Origin of the sequence: Enhygromyxa salina (assembly GCF_002994615.1) — a bacterium.
Lineage (GTDB): Bacteria > Myxococcota_A > Polyangia > Nannocystales > Nannocystaceae > Plesiocystis > Plesiocystis salina_A.
The window spans coordinates 15,918-34,442 of the sequence record NZ_PVNK01000160.1 but is presented as its reverse complement, the minus strand read 5'-3'; the positions used below and the strand labels follow the sequence as shown (position 1 = coordinate 34,442).

General features: G+C 72.0%; 4 protein-coding genes. 3 read left to right on the top strand and 1 reads right to left on the bottom strand.

The annotated features are described in order from the left end of the window. Window positions 1-21 precede the first annotated feature (21 nt). From ENSA5_RS17495 to ENSA5_RS17485, 3 genes are read left to right on the top strand one after another with little or no spacing between them, the layout of a single operon-like run. Window positions 22-1,653 carry an MBL fold metallo-hydrolase gene (locus ENSA5_RS17495; RefSeq protein WP_106392816.1) on the top strand — a complete coding sequence of 544 codons (1,632 nt, stop codon included), beginning with the start codon at window positions 22-24 and terminating at the stop codon, window positions 1,651-1,653. Then, window positions 1,654-2,601: an ATP-grasp domain-containing protein gene (locus ENSA5_RS17490; protein ID WP_106392815.1), complete on the top strand. Its 948-nt coding sequence runs from the start codon at window positions 1,654-1,656 to the stop codon at window positions 2,599-2,601. Beyond that, window positions 2,598-4,757 (top strand): FAD-binding protein, encoded by a 2,160-nt coding sequence (locus ENSA5_RS17485; RefSeq protein ID WP_106392814.1) that lies wholly within the window; start codon window positions 2,598-2,600, stop codon window positions 4,755-4,757. The genes ENSA5_RS17490 and ENSA5_RS17485 overlap by 4 nt, the downstream gene beginning before the upstream one ends. Window positions 4,758-4,922: 165 nt before the next feature. Here the strand turns inward: ENSA5_RS17485 and ENSA5_RS17480 are convergent, their stop codons facing one another. After that, window positions 4,923-18,524, bottom strand: coding sequence for a hybrid non-ribosomal peptide synthetase/type I polyketide synthase (locus ENSA5_RS17480; RefSeq protein WP_106392813.1), 13,602 nt, complete (start codon window positions 18,522-18,524; stop codon window positions 4,923-4,925). Window position 18,525: the final 1 nt, after the last annotated feature.

The following is an 18,525-nucleotide window of genomic DNA, read 5'->3' as shown; positions in this document are numbered from 1 at the left end:
GCGGCGCCGATCGGGGAGCACATGAGCGAGGAGCTTGTCTACCTTCGTGGCGACGCGTGCGCGAGACCCTTGGTCTCGCGCTGGCCGGCCACCGAACAACACATTCCGCCGATCCAGTCGGCTCTCAACCTCGTCAACGTGTGGCTACCCCTGCTCCGGTCCTACGTCGAGGCGCCCGAGTATCACTGGAAGGCGGCGCGCACCCCGGCGCTGATTGGCGGCCCATGGGTCGACATCGATCCGGCTCGGGTCGCCGAGGTCGAGACCGTGCTCGAGGCCATGCAAGCGCGCGAGCGCGAGCGAATTGCCCTCGCCCGCGATGTCGAGCAGCTCGACGCGCTGGTCCGCAGCGCCGCCACGGGGGGGAGCATGACGCCGCTCTACGCCCGGATTCCGCCGCGCCTGCGTGGCTACGTCGAGCTCGTCTACGACCTCGCCAATTCACCCCGCGTCCGCTTCCTCGAGGGGCTGCTCTACCGCAGCCCCCACTACGTCCCAGAGCTCCAGAGCGTCGCCCTGCGCAGGCTCGCCGGCGATCACCGAGCGCCACAATTCACGACCCCGGTCCTCGACTCGGACCCTGATCTGTGCGCCTCGGTGCCATTGGCGAGCGAGGTCTACGACGAGCTGTTCGCCGCTCGCCGCCACGGTGTCCCGCGCGCCCGCGTCGACGAGCTCGGTGAACGCCTGGCGATTTCGGCCGAAGATCGGGTCGGGTTTCGCGAGCTGTTCACGGCGGGCGCGGACGCAACATTCGCGCGTAGCGGACCACGTGAGACCACGCCGATCGATGGGCTCCGCATGCGATATTTCGGGCACGCCTGTGTGTTGTTCGAGACCGATGAGGTGAGCGTGCTGTTCGACCCGGTCCTGGCCTACGAGCAGCCTTCGGGCGCGCCTCGCAATAGCTGGAGTGATCTGCCCGATACCATCGACTACGTCGTCCTGACCCACTATCACAAAGACCACTTCAACCTGGAGACCCTGCTGCAGCTCCGGCATCAGATCCTTCGCGTGGTGGTCCCCAAGAACACTGGCGGGACCGTCGAAGACCCCTCGTTTCGGCGGACGCTGGCGGCGATCGGGTTCTCCGAGATCATCGAGGTCGACGAGCTCGAGTCGATCGCGCTCGCGGGCGGCGAGCTCACGGCCTTGCCCTTCCTCGGCGAGCACGCGGACCTCGACATCTCGAGCAAGGCCGCCTGGCACCTGCGCCTCGGTGGGTTTTGCGCGGTGTGCGCCGCTGACTCGGCGAACGTCGACCCCGAGCTCTACGCTCACATCCACGCGATCGTCGGTGAGGTCGACGTGCTCTTGCTCGGGATGGAGAGCGTCGGTGCGCCGCTGTCCACGACCTACGGTGGGCTGTTGTTTCGGCCGCTGCCCCGGACTTTGGATCAGGAGCGTCGGACGACCGGCTCGGACTACGCCGGGGCCATGGCGATCGTCGACCGCCTCCGCCCTCGCCGGGTCTACATCTACGCCATGGGCCTCGAGCCGTGGCTGGGCCACCTGCTGCCGATCGAGGCCAGTCGCGACGGCCAGGGTGTTGCGGACTCCGATCGCGTAATCGCGGACTGTCGGCGTCGGGGTATCATTGCGGACCGGCCGCACTGCGCGGCGGAGCTCTGGCTCAGAAACGGATCTGACTGAATGCATGAGCTCAACATTGGGCTGTGGCTGCCGACCCGGGCCAGCATGTCCTCGATCGCCGTCCACTCCCCAGGCATGTGGCTCGAGCAGCTCGAGCGCGAGTTCGTCGAGCGCCTGTCGGCGAGGCCCGGGGTCCTGATCGTCCCCCAGCTCGACTTTCGCGTGGCCCACATCCGCAACGGTCGGGTGCTCGCCGGGGACTTCGACTTTGCGACCCTCGACGCCTACTTTTGGTTCGGAGAGCTCGACCGGTCCTACGGCAGCTTTCACCTCGAGGTCCTCGAGGCGATCGGTCAGCGCTGCCCGGTCCTCAACACCGCCGAGTCAGTCCGCACGACGCTCGACAAGTACCGGACCCAGATGGTGCTCGAGCGCCACGGCGTCCCGGTCCCGGACTTCATGCTGATCTCGCGCGACAACGTCGAGGCCGTCCGCGACCTGGTCGACGCGCGGCCGCACATCATCAAACCGCGGCTCGGGAGCTTCGGCGTCGGCATCACCCGCGTCGCCAATCACGATCAGCTCGTCGACATCGTCGACTACTCGGAGCACCCGAGCCACTTCGTCGAGGCGTTCATCGAGTCGACGCCGGATCGCTTCATCGGGGTCAACGTCGTCGGCGATCAGGTCGTGGCCGCCTACGGCAAGGAGGTGGCCAAGTTCCGGGGCTGGAAGGTCATGGATCGCCACCGCCGCGGCGGTGGCATGTTTTCGCGCCAGCCGACGCCCGAGCAGCGGCGCATCGCGATCGCGGCCGCGCGCGCGACCGGGCTCGACTTCGCGGGCGTCGACATCATCGAGTCGAAGGCGGGCGAGAGCTTTGTCGTCGACGTCAACCCCTTCCCGGGCTTCTACCCGGGGATCCACGAAGGGGTCGACCTCGTGCGCCACCTCGTCGACGCGCTCCTCGCCAAGCTCCCGCGCGTGGATCTGGCGACCAGCTCGTGACCGTGGCCCGCGATCGGCTGTCCGCGGCGCTCGCGGCCTGGTCGTCGACGCTCGGCGTCGACGGGGTCGAGACGCGGGCGAGGGAGCTCGAGGCCGCCGAGACGGCGACCTACGCGACCGCCTCGCGGGTGCTTGCGATCTTGCGGCCGAGGACGCGCGCGGAGGTTCAGGCCTGCGTCCGCGTCGCCGCCGAGCACGGCGTCCCGCTCTACCCGACCAGCACGGGCAAGAACTGGGGCTACGGCTCGCGGGTCCCAACCACCGACGGCGCGGTGGTCCTCGAGCTCGGCGGCCTCGATCGGATCCTCGAGCTCGACGAGGAGCTGGGCTACGTCGTGATCGAGCCGGGCGTGACCCAGCGCCAGCTCCACGACTTCGTCCGCGAGCAGACCGGCGGGCGGCTGTGGATTGACGCGACCTCGTCGAGCTTCGACTCCAGCGTGATCGGCAACCTGCTCGAGCGCGGGCACGGAGTCACGGCCTACTGCGACCACGTCGCCTGCGCGAGCGACCTCGAGGTCGTGCTCGCCGACGGTGAGGTCATCTGCACGGGCTACGGCGCGTTCGGGGGCGAGCACCCGGAGTCGGCGACGCGGGCCCTCGACTCGTGGGGCCTCGGGCCGGCCCTCGCCGGGCTGTTCTCGCAGTCGAATTTCGGCGTGGTCACGCGCGCGACGATCTGGCTGATGCGCGCGCCCGAGTACGCGCGGGTTGGGTTCTTCACCGTCGAAGGTGACGACGCCCTCGCGGCCGCCGTCGACGCGATTCGTCCTCTTCGCCTCGATCGGATCCTCCCGAGCGGGCCCTTCTTCGGCAACGTCTACCAGGCGCTGCGCAAGGTCATGAGCTATCCGTGGGCGGCGACCGGTGGCGCGGTGCCGCTGGACTCGACGACCGCCGAGGCGCTCGCGGCCCCGCATCGCTACGGCCGCTGGAACGGCTCGATCGGGCTGTGCGGGACGGTCGAGCAGGTCGAGCTGCAGCAGCGTCGGCTCGAGGCCGCGCTGGCCGGGCGCGCGTCGTGGTCGTGCTTCGTCGACGCGTCGCTCGCCGGGCTCGAGCGCGAGTTTCCGGCTTCGCGCCACGCCGAGGTTCGGGCGGTCGTCGCTGGGTTCACGGGCGGCGTGGCCGGGACCGGGCTGCGCGGCGCGTACTGGCGCGTGGGCGATCCGCCGACGAGCGAGGCCATGGACCTCGACCGCGACGGCTGCGGGTTCAAGTTCACGACCGCGACGGTCCCCTTTCGCGGCGCGGAGCTGCTTGCAGCTGCACGCTACGCGTGCGAGGTGATCTCGAGCCACGGCTTCGAGCCGGGAATCGGCGTGTTCCCGGTCCGCGAGCGCGCGCTGCAGCTGCACATCTCGACGGCCTACGACCGTCGCGTGGAAGGCCACGACGCGGCCGCGCTCGCCTGCCACGCGGCGCTCGCCGCCGGGCTGATGGACCGCGGCTACTTCCCGACCCGGCTCGGGGTCGGATCGATGGACGCGCTGACCCGGCAGACTCCGCGCTACGGCGAGCTGCTCGGTGCGCTGAAGCGGGTCTTCGATCCCTGCGGGATTTTGGCGCCGGGGCGCTATGCGGCAGAGCCCGCCGGGTCCCCGCTGCTGAGCATGACCGATGCCGAGCACTGCGCGCTCGAGCGCGAGGCCCCGCGCGAGCATCGGTACATCGCTGGCAAGGTGCCTGCGATGGCTGGCGGCACCCTCGAGCACAGCCGGCTCGTGGCCGAGCTCGGGTCCATGCTGCGCGATGCCCTCGAAGGCGGGCCGTGCCGAGTTCTGACTGCCGACGCGCGGATCCGCATCGAGGCTGTCGACGTCGACACCTACCCGGATCTCGCGGTGGTCCATGGCCCGCCGAAGGTCGCCGCCGACACCCATGCCTTGCTCAACCCCACGTTGATCGTCGAGGTCCTGGCGAGGTCGACGGAGGCCTACGACCGCGGGCTGAAGGCCTCGTACTTTCGCCGGATCCCCTCGCTGCAGGCTTATCTGCTCGTGGCCCAGGATCGCCCGCTGCTCGAGCTGCAGGTCCGCGAGCGCGGGGATCGCTGGGCCCTGCTCGAGGCCGGGCCTGGGCAGCGGCTGACGATCGAGGCCCTCGAGCTCGAGCTCGAGGTCGACGCAATCTATCGCGAGGCGCTCTCGGCCTGAGCGCTAGCAGCCCGGGGTGCAATGCCTCGCGCCGCCTCGCTTGGCCTCTTCGCCGAGGGCTTTGTCGCCAAAACTTGCAGTACGCCCGGTACAGCGGCGTTTTGGCTTCGCGCCCTCGGCGAACATTCCGGCGCGAGGCGACACGATGCATTGCACCCCGGGCTGCTACCCGGCCGTGCCCGCGCCGACTCGAGCGAATTCGACGAGCTGGCGCAGATACAGACGCAGCAGCTCGGCGTCGATCGGCGGGCAGCGAATGCCCGCGGGCTCGAGCCCGCGCTCGGCGTTGTGGCAGTCGAAGCGCATGTTGAGCCCGGGCCCGTCATGCGGCGGCGCAGCTTCGGCCCCGAGCTCCGCGGAGATCCGCGCGAGCATCGGCAGCAGCGGAGCCACGGCGCAGGGCGTGCCCGCGTCGACGCGCCCGCGCACGGCCGCGACCCACTCGTCGATCGGCACGCGCGGGAGCGGATGACCGAGGCCGGCGAGCTCGTCGAGCAGCGCTGGCCAGTGAAAGCGATCGTGGTTGACGAGGTGAAAGGTCGTCGCGCTCGGAGCCGAACCGAACCCGAGCTCGACGATCGCGGCGGCGACATAGTCGACGGGGGTCATGTCTTGGGACCAGCCGATGTCCGGCGCGAGCCCGAGCTCGATCGAGCCGACGACCATGCGCGAGAGGAAGTCGCGGGTGTTGGCGCGGCCGCGTTGGGTGTCGCCGCTGACGGTCCCGAGCCGATACACGCATGTCGGGACGCCGCGCTCGCGGGCCTCGGCGACGAGCTGCTCCGCGACCCACTTGGACTGGCTGTAGCCGCCGCGGGGCAGGGCGTGGCCGACCAGGGCAGCGTCTTCGCGGCAGACCTGCGCGCCAAAGCCTCCGAACACGCCGACGGTCGAGACGTAGTGGACGGGCTTGAGCCGACGGTGACAGGCGAGGGCCAGGATCGTGGCGGTGCCGTCGACGTTGGTCCGGCGCAGGGCCTCGAAGGGATAGAGGAAGTTGACCTGCGCGCCGTTGTGGAGCACGGCGTCGACCGACTCGCCGAGCTCGTCGAAGTCGGCGGCCGCGAGGCCGAGGTTGGGCTCGTCGAGGTCGCCGAGGATCGTGTTCACGCGAGGGCTGGCGGCGGCCGCGTCGAGGCCGAGCTCGCGCAGCGCCTCGCGCAGCCGGGCGTCGGCGTGGGCGCGATCGCGAGCGCGGACCAGGCACGAGATCGACGCGTCGGTTCGACGCAGGAGCTCGCGGACAACGAAGGCCCCGACGAAGCCCGTGGCGCCGGTCAGCAGGATCCGCGCGGCCGGGCGGCGGGCTGGGCTGAGCTTCGGTGTCGGGCGAATGTTGGGGGCGAGCCGGGCTGCGTCCTCGAGCTTGGGCGCGTCGGGCTCGCGCAGGTCGTGGGCGCGGGCGCGGTCGACGGCCGCGGCGAGCTCGGCGAGGGTCGGGGCCTCGAACAGCCGCCGCAGCGGGAGCGAGACCCCGAAGCGACCCTCGAGCCGAACGAAGAGCCTGGCGAGGAGCAGCGAGTGGCCACCGATGTCGAAGAAGTCGTCCTCGCGATCGATCTTGTCGACGCCGAGCAGCTCCGACCACAAGGCTGCGAGGGCGAGCTCGGTCTCGCCGCGCGGCGGGTGACGGACGACCCGAGCCCTGGCTCCGGCGCTCGATCGACGCGCGAGCGCGAGGCGATCGACCTTGCCGGAGGTCGTGGTCGGGAGCGCCTCGAGGAACACGAAGCGAGCCGGGACCGCCTGGCCGGGCAGCTGCGTGGCGAGCCACTCCCGCAGCGCTCGGTCGAGGTCGGCGGCCCGGCGGCGGACATCCGCGACCCGGACCGGCCGGTTGGCGCGCCGCTCGGGCGGCAGGGCGCCGATCTCGTTAGCGGGAAAGCGCGGCGCTCGGCGCTCGCCGACGGCTGGCCCGAAGGCGACGTCGATCCTGCCAGGCTCGGCGCTCGGGCGAAGCTCGACCTCGCGGCCGAGGCGCTCGCCGATCGCCCACAGCTCGGCGGGCTCGATCGCGGCGCTCGGGGCCGCGGTGGCCGGGGCCGCGCGGATCGCCGCGGCGTCGGGGAGCTCGGCATCGGCGAGGGCCGCGAGCACGCCGAGCTCGTCGCGCACGCGGGCGTCGAGGAGGCCGCCGATGCCGATGGCGGCCGGGGTCGCCCCGAGCAGCTCGGCGATCTCGGCCAACCCGAGCGGGCGCGCGGACGCGTCAAACCACTCGATCAGCTCGCGCTCGACCTGCTCGCCGACCTCGATGCTCACGTCGTAGCGAAACTTGGTCAGCTCGTTGTGAGCGCGGCCGGGCTCGAGCTCAATCCGAAGCGCTGCGATCCGCGGCGTCCGGGCCTCGAGCTCGACGAAGAGCTGCGGCGCGATGAGCAGCTCTTCTTCGCTCGCGCGTAGGCGCTCGATCTGATCGAGGAGCTGCGCTCGCGGACAGTCGTCGTCGGCCCGGTCGACGACCACGGAGCTGAGGAAGGCGTGGTGGAGATCGAGGTTGCGGACGTCGCCGATGAACAGCTGGCCGCCCGGGCGCAGGGCCGCGAGCGCGCCGTCGATGACCCGCAGGAGATAGTCTACGCTCGGCCAGTACTGCACGACCGAGTGGATGACGACGAGATCGAGGGACTCGGCCTCGAGCCCGGACCAGTCATCGGCGGCGGCGAGGCGCAGCTCGACGTGGGCGAGCTCGGGCGCGCGCTCGACGAGGACGCCGAGCCGCGCGAGCGCCCGCGCCGACAGATCGCTGGCGATGTAGCGGGTGCTGGTCGGGGCCAGCTCGCGCACGAGCAGCCCGTTGCCGCAGCCGAGCTCGAGGATCCGAGCGTGGTCACGACCAAGGCGGGCGGCGAGGCCCTCGAAGCGCTCGCGCAGCTGCGCGGCGGGGAAGGGCTGCCCGCGCGAGTCGATCCAGCCGCAGGCCTCGTAGGGATCGGTGGCCGTGGCGGCGAAGGTCTCGTCCCATACGGTTCGCCAGCGACCGACGTGTTCGGTCTCGAGCTCGCCGGAGGCCTCGGCCTCGGCCTCGGGGACGACGAAGGCGACCAGCTCCGGGGCCTCGGCACCCGCGAGGCTCAGGACTGCGGTGGCCCGGACCTCGGGCGCGCGGGTCAGGAGGGCCTCGACCTCACCGAGCTCGAGCCGAACGCCGCGGATCTTGACCTGATGATCGACGCGACCGAGGAACGCGAGGGTCCCGTCCTCGCGCCAGCGAACGAGATCGCCGGTTCGATACATTCGCGCGCCGGGGGGACCATTGGGGTCCGGGACGAAGCGCTCGGCGCTCGCGCGCGGGCGCCCGAGGTAGCCCCGCGCGAGGCCCTCGCCAGCGAGGTGGAGCTCGCCGACGAGCCCGATCGGCGCGGGCTCGCCTCGCCCGTCGAGGACCTGGGCTCGGGTCCCGTCGATCGGACGGCCGATGTGAACGGGGCCCGAGTCCAGGGTCGCGCTGGTCGAGTACACGGTGTCCTCGGTCGGGCCGTAGAGGTTGTGGATCGCGTTGACGTGGTCGAGGCCAGCGAGCGCGACGACCAGGGCCTCGGGGACCGGCTCACCCGCGAGGTTCACGACCCGGACCGAGCGCGGGATCCGGCCGACGCGGACCAGCTCCGCGACCGCCGAGGGCACGCTGTTGATCAGCGTCACGCCGACGTCGTCGTCGAGTTCGGCGAGCTCGAGCACGTTGTCGACGATCACGGCTCGTCCACCGCTGGCCAGCGGCGCGAGGAGCTCGAACATGAACAGGTCGAAGGCCACGGAGGTCGCGAGCAAGACGCCGGCGAGGTCCTCGGGCGCGTAGCGTCGCCGCAGCCACTCGACCAGGGCCACGACGCTGCGCTGGCTGATCCCGGTCGCCTTGGGCTCGCCGGTCGAGCCCGAGGTGAACAGCACGTAGGCCAGCTGCTCCGGGTGCGGCTCGAGCTCTGGCGTGCGCTCGGGGCCCTGGCCCTCGGGTCCCTCGGCGTCGATCTCGAGCCGCGTGACGCTGGTGGTCAGGGCCCGGCCGAGGCGGGCCTCGGTGACCAGGAGGCGCGGCGCGGCGACGGCGAGGCTGCGCTCGGTCCGGGCGGGAGGGTGCTTGGGATCGAGGGGCACGACGCAGCCGCCCGCGGCCCAGACGCCGAGCGTGAGCGCGACGAGCTCGGGACCACGGGAGAGGTAGTGGGCCACGCGGACCTCAGGACCGACGCCCGCCTCGCGGAGTCGTCGGGCCCACCGGGCGACGCGGCGCTCGAGCTCGCGGTACGACCAGCTGGTGTCGCCGTGGGTGAGCGCGGTCGCGTCGGGGCTGCGCCGGAAGGGGTCTGCGAGCGCGGCCAAAATGCCCGAGAATTCGGCGCGCTCGGTCGCGGGCGCCGGACCCCGCGACCACGCGGCGAGCTGCTCGAGCTCGGTCGGGGCGAGCAGCGCGAGCGCGGACAAGGGCTGGCGCGGCGCGGCGGCGGCCGAGCGCAGCAGCCGACACAGGTGCTCGATCAGCCGCTCGATCGACGCGGCCTCGAACAGATCGGTGTTGTACTCGAGGGTGCACGCGAGCCCTTGGGCGTTCTGCGTGAAGTACCAGGTCGTGTCGAACTGCGCCGAGCCCTTGTCGAGGGGAATGCTGGTGATCGGCGCGCCGCCCAGGTCCGGAGTCAGGGGCGCGTTCTGGACCACCAACATGGTCTGAAACAGCGGCGAGCGGCTCAGATCGCGGTCGGGGGCGAGCTCCTCGATCAGCCGCTCGAAGGGGAGATCCTGATGGCTGAAGGCGTCGAGGGTGGTCCCGCGGACGCGGCGGAGGAGCTCGGCGTAGCTCGGGTCCCCGGACAGATCCACGCGCAGCGCCAGGGTGTTGGCGAAAAAGCCGATCAGCTCGGCGAGCTCGGTCCGGTTGCGGTTTGCGACCGGCGTCCCGACGAGGATGTCTTCGCGCCGGGTGTAGCGGCCGAGCAGCGCGGCGTAGCCGGCGAGCAGGGCCATGAACAGCGTCGCGCCCTCGGCCCGGGCGACCTCGGTCAGCGCGGCCGTCGACTCGGCGTCGATCGTGAACGAGACCGCCGCGCCGACGTAGGTCTGGACCGGCGGGCGCGGACCTGCGATCGGGAGGTCGAGAGGCGGCGGGAGCTCGGCCAGCTGCCGCCGCCAGTAGCCGAGCTGCTCGTCGAGGACCTCGCCGCGAAACCACTCGGCCTGCCAAACCGCGAAGTCGGCGTACTGGATCGGCAGCTCGGTCAGCGGCGAGGGGCGGCCGGAGGACAGCGCGTCGTAGAGCGCCCCGAGCTCGCGGATGAACACCCCGATCGACCAGCCATCGGAGATGATGTGGTGCATCGCGAGTTGAAGGATGAAGCAGTGTTCGTCGAGCTCGAACACAGTTGCGCGCAGGAGCGGACCGCGCGCGAGATCGAAGGGCCGGCGGGTCAGCGCCAGGGCTGCGGTGATCGCCTCGGCTTCACGGGTTGCGACCGGCGTCTGCGAGAGGTCGACGTAGCCAAGATCGAAGGGCGCGGGCGGATCGATGATCTGCGCGGCCTGCCCGTCGACGAGCACGAAGCGGGTCCGGAGGGTCTCGTGCCGACGGACGAGCTCGTCGAAGCTTCGGCGGAGGGCGTCGACGTTGACCGGGAGATCGAGGCGGATGCAGCCGGGCACCGTGTAGGTCGCGGTCCCGGGCTCGAGCTGGTCGAAGAACCACATCCTTTGCTGGGCGAAGGACAGCGGCAGCGGCCGGCCACGCTCGATCCTGGTGATCGGCGCGGGCGCGGAGCGACCCTCACCCGGGCCGGCCTCGATCAGCTGCGCGAGCTTGGCGACGGTCGCGTTGGCGAAGAAGGCGTCGAGGCGGACGTGCATGCCCTGCTCGCGCAGATGGGTCAGGACCCCGGTCGCTAGCAGCGACTGACCGCCGAGATCGAAGAAGTCGTCGTTGATCCCGATCGGTGAGAAGCCGAGGTATTGGGTCCAGACCTCGGCGAGCCGCCGCTCGAGCGCCGTTCGAGGGGCGAGGTACTCGGCGGCGCCCTCGGGCCGCTCGTGGACGTTCGGATCGACGCGCTCGCCGTGCCCGGACTCGGGCGCCGCCTCGACGAAGATCTCGACGCCCTCGTCGAAGGCGAGGGCTCGCTCGTAGAGTTCGCGCAGCTCGGTCGCCGCAGCAGGTCGCTCACCGGCCAGCGGGGCGCCGGACTCGGGCGCGGCGGTCCAGCCGCGGAAGTTGAGCGAGAGCCACCGAGCTCCGCTGCGGTGCTGCTCGACGGCGGCGGCGGCGGTGAGCGCCGCGTCGACGGCCGCGGTGGCGGTGGATGAAACCCGATGCAAGAGGCACCACGCGGCGGGCTGGGTCGAGACGGTCGCGAGCAGCTCGAGCGCCGCGTTGACGGTCGCGGGCGCGAGCCCGAGCACGAGCCCGCGGGTCGCGTCGACGAGGTCCGCGAGTCGCTCGCCGAGCTCGGAGGGGGCGTCGAGATCGCAGGCGTGCCAGCGGATCTCACAGCCGCTCGCGGCCAGGGCCTCGACTCGCTCGCGCGGGGGTTGGGGGCCGACGAGATGGAGCTGCGAGGGGCCTGCGGTCGCGGTGCTCGAGCCGTAGGCGCAGGCGAACCACCAGTTGGGGCCGTCGAGGGCACCGACCAAGACAGGCGCGCTCGTGGCCAGGGCGGGGGCGGGGGCATCGTCGGTCTTGGGCATCGCGTCGGCGCGCGCGACCCAGCGCTGGCGACCGCGATATGCGACGCGCTCGGCGGCCGCCTCGGACTCGCCTGCGTCGAGCTCGGCGACAAGGCGCGCGAACACAGCGGGCGCGATCGGGCCTGGGGGCACATCGATCGCGCGGGCGTGCGCGCGCGACTGCAAGGCCACACCTGCGATCGCCGCGGCGCGCGGGCGAGGGGCCTCGGCCCCGGTCACCGCCGCGATGCCCTCGCCGATCAGGGTCAGGCGGGTGTCGTCGGTCAGCTGGTCGCTGAGCGCGAGCATCGAGGCGAGCTCCTCGACCTCGGCTGCAGGATCGAGCAACCACACGATGTGTGGCGCGGGGCCGTCGCCACGCAGCTGCTCGGCCCAGCTGGTCGCGCTCGCAGCAGTCGGTGGAGCCGCGCGCGTGAGGACGTGGCCGGCGTCGAGCAGCGCGCGAGCGCGCGCGTCGGCGGGGGCCCCACTACGATCGATCAACACGACGCGCCGCTTCTCTGGCTTCGTTTGCCCCCGACCCTCGCAGGCCTCGACTCGCCAGCTGGTCCAGCGCAGCAGGCCCTCGTCATCGTCGACCCTGGTCGCGCTCGCGCTCGCGCTCGCGCCGAGCGGATCGAGCCAGTAGCGTCGACGCTCGAAGGGATAGGTGGGGAGCACGACCCGGGCTCGGCGCTGACCCTCGACGAAGCGATCGAAGTCGATCTCGACCCCCGCACACCACGCCTGGCCGAGGCTCTCGAGCAGCTGGACCTGCTCGTCCTCGCCAGGCTTGGCCAGGGCCGCGATCGCGGCCCGAAGGTTCTCGTGGCGACGCTGGCGAACGAGGCTGGTCAGGGTGCGGCCGGGCCCGAGCTCGAGCACGACGGTCTCGGGCTGGTCGAGGACCACGTCGAGGGCGGCGGCGAAGCGGACCGGCTCGCGCAGCTGTCGAACCCAGTGTCCGACGTCGACGGCCTCGCGGTCCCCGAGCGGGGCGCCCGACAGCGTCGACACGATCGGGATCTTCGGTGGGCGACGCTCGGTCGCCGCGACCACGCGAGCGAACTCCGGCAGCGCCGGGTCCATCATCGCCGAATGGAACGCGTGCGAGGTCGCGAGCTGGCGGACCCCGACCCCCTCGCGCGCGAGCTCGCGCTCGAGGGCCGCGAGCGCGTCGTGGGGGCCCGCGACGACGCACTGATCGTCGGCGTTGACGGCCGCGAGCGCGAGCGCGTCGCCGAGCCGGCCGTCCAACTCGCGCGCGGGCAGCAAGACCGCGAGCATGCCCCCGGACGCCAGCGCCTGGACCAGGCGCCCACGCTCGGTGATCAGCGCGAGGGCGTCGGGCAGCGCGAACACACCCGCGAGGCAGGCGGCGACGAGCTCGCCGACGGAGTGGCCGACGAGGCGGGTCGGCTGGACGCCCCACGCCATCCACGTCCGGGCCAGGGCGTACTCGAGCACGAACAGGGCCGGCTGCGCCCAGTCGGTTCGGCGTAGATCCGGGCCCGCGCCAGCCGGCGTCCGAAACCACCGCTGGGGCGCATCACCGAGGCTTGGGCGGAGGAGCTCGACGCAGGCGTCGACCTCGCGGGCGAACACCGGCTCGCGCTCGTAGAGCGCTGCGCCCATGCCGACTCGCTGCGCGCCCTGGCCGGGGAACGCGAACACCAGCTCGGGCGCCCGGGGACCGACGGTGTGGAGGTCTTCATCGAGCTCACGCAGGCGCGCGCTGGCGTCCTCGAGCGAGCCGCTCACGATCGCCAAGCGTCGCGCGAGCTGCCGCCGCCCGACCCGGGTCGTGTGAGCGACGTCGGCGAGGGCGAGCTCGGGCGTGGCCTGGAGGTGCTCGCCGAGTTCGCGGGCTGCGTTTCGAAGCGCGGCCTGACTGCGAGCGCTGACGAGGATCAGCTCGGACGCGCGCCCGGGATCGGTGGCCGCGCGCGGCGGCGCTTGCTCGAGGATCACGTGGGCGTTCGTGCCCCCGATCCCGAGGGAGTTGATCGCGGCGCGGCGCCGCGGCCCCGCCCACGGGCTGAGCTCGGTCTGGACACGAAAGGGGGAGCGCTCGAGCTCGAGATCGGCGTTGGGTTGCTCGAAGTGGAGCGTCGGAGGAAGCTCGCCGTGGCGCAGCGCGAGCGCGGTCTTGATCAGGCCGGCGACGCCCGAGGCCGTGTCCGGGTGGCCGCAGTTGGACTTGAGTGAGCCGAGCGCGCAATACCCCCGGTCATCGGTGTCCTCGCGGTAGGCCCGGGTCAGCGCGGCGACCTCGATCGGATCGCCGAGCGCGGTCGCGGTCCCGTGGGCCTCGACGTAGCTGACGCTGCGCGCGTCGACGCGGGCGTCGGCGAGCGCGTCGCGGATCGCGGTCACCTGGCCCGCGATGCTCGGGGCCGTGAACCCGGGCTTGTCGGCGCCGTCGTTGTTGATCGCCGAGCCCTTGATGACCGCGTAGATCGGATCACCGTCGGCGAGCGCGTCGGCGAGGCGACGCAGCGCGACCACGCCGAGGCCTCGGCTCGGCACCGTCCCGGTCGCGGCGGCGTCGAAGGGCCGGCAGCGGCCGTCGTCGGAGCAGACCCCCGACTCGGCGTAGAGATAGCCCTGGGCCTGGGGGATCAGCAGCGCGACGCCGCCAGCGAGGGCCATGTCGGTCGCGCCGCGGCGCAGGGCCTGGCAGGCGAGGTGCACGGCGACCAGCGAGGTCGAGCAGCCGGTCTGGACGTTGACGCTCGGCCCGCGCAGGTCGAGCTTGTACGAGACGCGCTGGGCGAGCAGGTCGTTGGAGTTGCCGAGCATGGTCTGGAACGCGCCCATCTGCTCGAGCAGCTCACGGTTGGCGAGGAGGTTGTGGAGCAGGTAGGTGTTGAGCGACAGCCCCGCGAACACGCCGATGTTCTTGGCGGGGAAGCGCGCGGGGTCGTGGCCGGCGCGCTCGAGCACCTCCCAGCAGGCTTCGAGGAACACCCGCTGCTGCGGATCCATCATCTGGGCCTCGCGCGCGTGGTAGCCAAACAGGCCGGCGTCGAACAGCTCGATGTCGTCGATGGTCCCGCCCGCGCGGACGTAGTGTGGGTGGTCGAGGGCCACGGGATCGGTGCCCGCGGCGAGCAGCTCGGCCGACGAGAACCGGGTGATGGTCTCGCGACCTTCGCGCAACAGCGCCCAAAATTGGTCGAGATCGCGGGCGCCGGGGTAGCGACAGGCCATAGCGATGATCGCAATGTCGCGCTCGCTGTCGTCGGCTTCGGATCGGGCCCGGTCGCGGGTCGGCGCCCGCGTCGAAGCCTCGCTGCTCGCTTCGGTCGGGGCCGCGAGGAGCTGCTCGAGGTGCCGGGCGAGGGCGTCGATCGTCGCGTGGTTGAACAGCTCGACCCGTCGGATGGTCTGCTCGAAGCGGGCCTGAAGCCGGCTGTGGACGCGAACGAGCAGCAGCGAGTGGCCGCCGAGATCGAAAAAGTTGTCGAACACGCCGACCTGCGAGACGCCGAGGACCTCCTGCCAGACCTCCGCGATGCTGCGCTCGATCTCGGTTCGGGGCGCGACGTACTCCTCGCCGAGCTCGCGCCGGGGCTCGCCGAGCTCGGGCAGCGCGTGAAGATCGAGCTTGGCGTTGGCCGTGCGCGGGAGCTCGGCGAGCTCGACGAAGCTCGCCGGGATCATGGCCTCGGGCAGCAGCTCGCGCAGGAACGCGCGGAGGCGCGAGGGCAGCGAGTACGCGCCGACGGTCCGCGCGGGGTTGTTGGTAGGAGCTCGGCCCGCGCGGGGGGGGCCGGGGAACGCGACGCGAATTCGGCCTTGGGCCCCGCGCACGAGGGCGAGGTCGAAGCTCCCGTCGGCGTCGTGGCGGAGCCAGCTGAGCTCGACCGCGTAGCCGAGGCGCTCGCCGAGGGCGTGGAGATCTTCGGGCTTGATCCCCGCTCGAGGCGAGCCTGTGATCGCCATGCGGAGCTCGCCGAGGGTCGCGGGGCCGTCGGCGGCCTCGACCAGCGCCCACGCCCGGCGCTCGGCGTCGAGCCGCGCGTTGGGGACGCTCGTGAGCCCGAGCAGCTCTGGGGCCTCGTCGATCAGCAGGCGCTCGAGGCCGTCGAGCGAGCCGACGGCCGCGGACCAGTCGCGCCAGGTGAGGGTCCGCGCGGGGGTCTTTGGCTCGCCGACGTGGATGACGACCTGGTAGCGAAAGCGGGTGAGCTCGTTGAGCTCGCGCCCGCGCTTGGGCACGACCTCGACATCGGACACCGCGGGCAGACGCTCGCGCAGCGCGACGAAGAGCGCGGGGTCGACGAGCAGCTCCTCCTCGCGTCGCGCGGCCTGGCGGATCCGCTCGCGCAGCTCCGGGCGGCGCGTCGCCGCGGGCCAGCTGTGGATGGCGATCGAGGTGTGGAGCAGATCGACCAGGGCCAGGCTGCGCACGTCGCCGACGACCACGACCCCGCCCGGGCGGCACGCGGCCACGGCCCCGTCGAGGACCCGCAGGAGGTAGTCGACATCGGGGAAGTACTGGACGATCGAGTTGAGCACGACGAGATCGAAGTCGCCGGGCAGGCCCTCGAAGTCGTCGGCCTCGCGCTGCTCGAGCACGACGTTGTCGATCGTCGCGCCCGGCCGGCCGAGCTCGCGGCGCAGCCGATCGAGCGCGACCGCCGAGAAGTCCGTGGCCCGGTACTCGACGCAGCGCGGCGCCACGCGAAACAGGATCAGGCCGCTGCCAACCCCGATCTCGAGCACGCGGCGCGGGGCCCTGGCGACGAGCCGCGCGACGCTGTCGTGGACCCAGGCCTGCATCTCGCCGTCGGAGATCGGCTCGCCCGTGTAGCTGCTGTTCCAGCCCGAGACGTCGAAGCGCGGGTCCTCGGGCTGGGCCACGGCGTAGGTCTCGTCGTAGAGCGCCTGCCAGTGGCTGACGTGCGTGGCGCCGAGCTCCTCGCCCTCGGGTCCGGCCGCGGCCTCGGTCTCGGTCTCGTCAGCGGGGGCCACGAACGCGACGAGTCGCCGCTGGAGGGCCTCACCGCGGACGACGACCGCGGCCTCGCGCACCTTCGGGTGGCGAGCGAGGGCGGCCTCGATCTCGGGCAGCTCGATACGGAAGCCGCGGATCTTGACCTGGCGATCGGCGCGGCCGCAAAACACGAGCTCGCCGTCGGGCAGCCGCCGCGCGAGGTCTCCGGTCCGGTACAGGCGGGCGCCCGGCCGGCCCGAGAAGGGATCGGGTACGAAGCGCTCGGCGCTCAGGCGCGGACGGCCGAGGTAGCCGCGCACGACCCCGACGCCGCCGACGTAGACCTCGCCGACGACACCGACGGGCGTCGGCTCGCCCGCGTTGGACAGCACGTGGACCTCGACGTTGGCGATCGCGCGGCCGACCGGCGGCGGCGCGTTGTAGATCCCCTCGCAGCGGTGTTGGGTGCAGAAGATCGAGGCTTCGGTCGGGGCGTAGACGTTGAACAACCGGCGGTCGCGGGCCCAGTGCGTGACGACCTCGCCCGCGCAGGCCTCACCGCCGACCGTCAGCGCGCGCAGCTCCTCGAAGCGCTCGCGCGGGAGCAGCTCGAGCAGCGCGGGCGTGGCGGCCACGGCCGTGATGTGCTGAACCTCGAGCAGCCGCGTCAGCGATGGCGGGGACAGCAGCACGCTGCGGTCGGCGAGGACCAGCGTCGCCCCGCTCGCGAGGGCCATGAAGAGCTCGAGGACCGAGGCGTCGAAGCTCAGCGAGGCCTGCTGGAGCACGCGGCTGTGCGCGTCGACCTCGAACAATTTGATCGCCGCGTGGATCAGGTTGACCGCGCCACGGTGAGGCACGAGCACGCCCTTGGGTCGCCCGGAGGTGCCCGAGGTGTAGATCACGTAGGCGAGGGTGTCGGGGCTCGGGGCTGGCAGTTCGCGGCGCTCGCTCGCCTGCGCGAGCTCTTCGTCGAGGTCGACGAGCTGCGCGCGGGTTCGCGCTAGGGTTCCGCGCAAGGCTGCGTCGGTGACCACGATCTCGGCGTTCGAGTCGTCGAGCATGAACGCCAGCCGCTTGGGCGGGTAGCAGGGATCGAGGGGGACATAGGCGCCGCCGGCCTCGAGGATCCCGAGCACCGCGACGACCATCTCGATCGAGCGGTGGAGGTAGACGCCCACGCAGCTCTCGGGGCCCACGCCGCGCTCGCGCAGCCGAGCCGCGAGCGCGCTCGCGCGGCGCTCGAGCTCGGCGTAGCGCAGCTCGGGCCCGGACGCGAAGCCCTCGGACTCGAGCGGCATGCGGACCGCGACGGCGTCGGGGTGCCGTCGTGCGGCCGCCCAAACAAGCTCGTGGAGGCAGCACGAGGGCGCGCTCGCGTCTGTGCTTCGATTGAGCTCGACGAGGGCTTCGCGCTCGCGCGGTGCCAGCATCTCGAGCCGCGCGAGCGACTGATCGGGGCGCGCGAGACCGGCCCGGAGCAGCTCGACGACGTGCCCGAAGATCCGCGCGATCGTCGAGGCCTCGTAGCGATCGCTGCGGTAGCGGACCTTGGCCTCGACGGGGCCCGTTTGGCGGGACAGATCCACGCGCAGCTCGGGCTCGGGCCCAACGAGCGCCAGCCCGGCGGGCCCGTGGATCTCGTCGAGGGTCACGGCCACGTCGAACAGCGGGAGCTCGACGCCGTCCCCGGCCTGGCCGAGATGGCCGAGATGGCCGAGATCGTCGACGAGGCGCTCGTAGGGGTAGCGCTGGCGCTCGTAGGCCGCGAGCAAGGTCTCGTGAACGCGGCCGAGCAGCGCACGGAACTCGAACCTGGCGTCGATCTCGTCCTGGATCACGACGACGTTGAGCTCGGCGCTCGCGGGGTCGGTGGTGTAGGCCGGGCTGCCAATAGCGACTCGGCCGTCACCGCTGTGACGGATCAGGCACGCCGCGATCGCGCTGACCAGCGCCGTGTAGATCAGCAGGGGTCGATCACCGCTGACCTCGCGCAGGCGTTGGTCGAGGGCTTCATCGAGGACCAGGGTGTGGGTCGCAAAGCTGCCCGGATCGCGGCCCTCGTGATCGCGGCGCCAGCTCGCGCGGGCGTCGGCGCGGGTCAGCCGCTCGATCCAGTAGTCCTTCTCGGCCTTGAGCTGCTCGTCGAATAGCAGGGTCCTCGGGGTCGTGGACATG

Excerpts from the sequence above, each read along its gene's own strand:
- ENSA5_RS17495 (WP_106392816.1), top strand. The coding sequence starts at position 22 with ATGAGCGAGGAGCTTGTCTACCTTCGTGGCGACGCGTGCGCGAGACCC.
- ENSA5_RS17490 (WP_106392815.1), top strand. The coding sequence starts at position 1,654 with ATGCATGAGCTCAACATTGGGCTGTGGCTGCCGACCCGGGCCAGCATG.
- ENSA5_RS17480 (WP_106392813.1), bottom strand. The coding sequence starts at position 18,524 with ATGTCCACGACCCCGAGGACCCTGCTATTCGACGAGCAGCTCAAGGCC.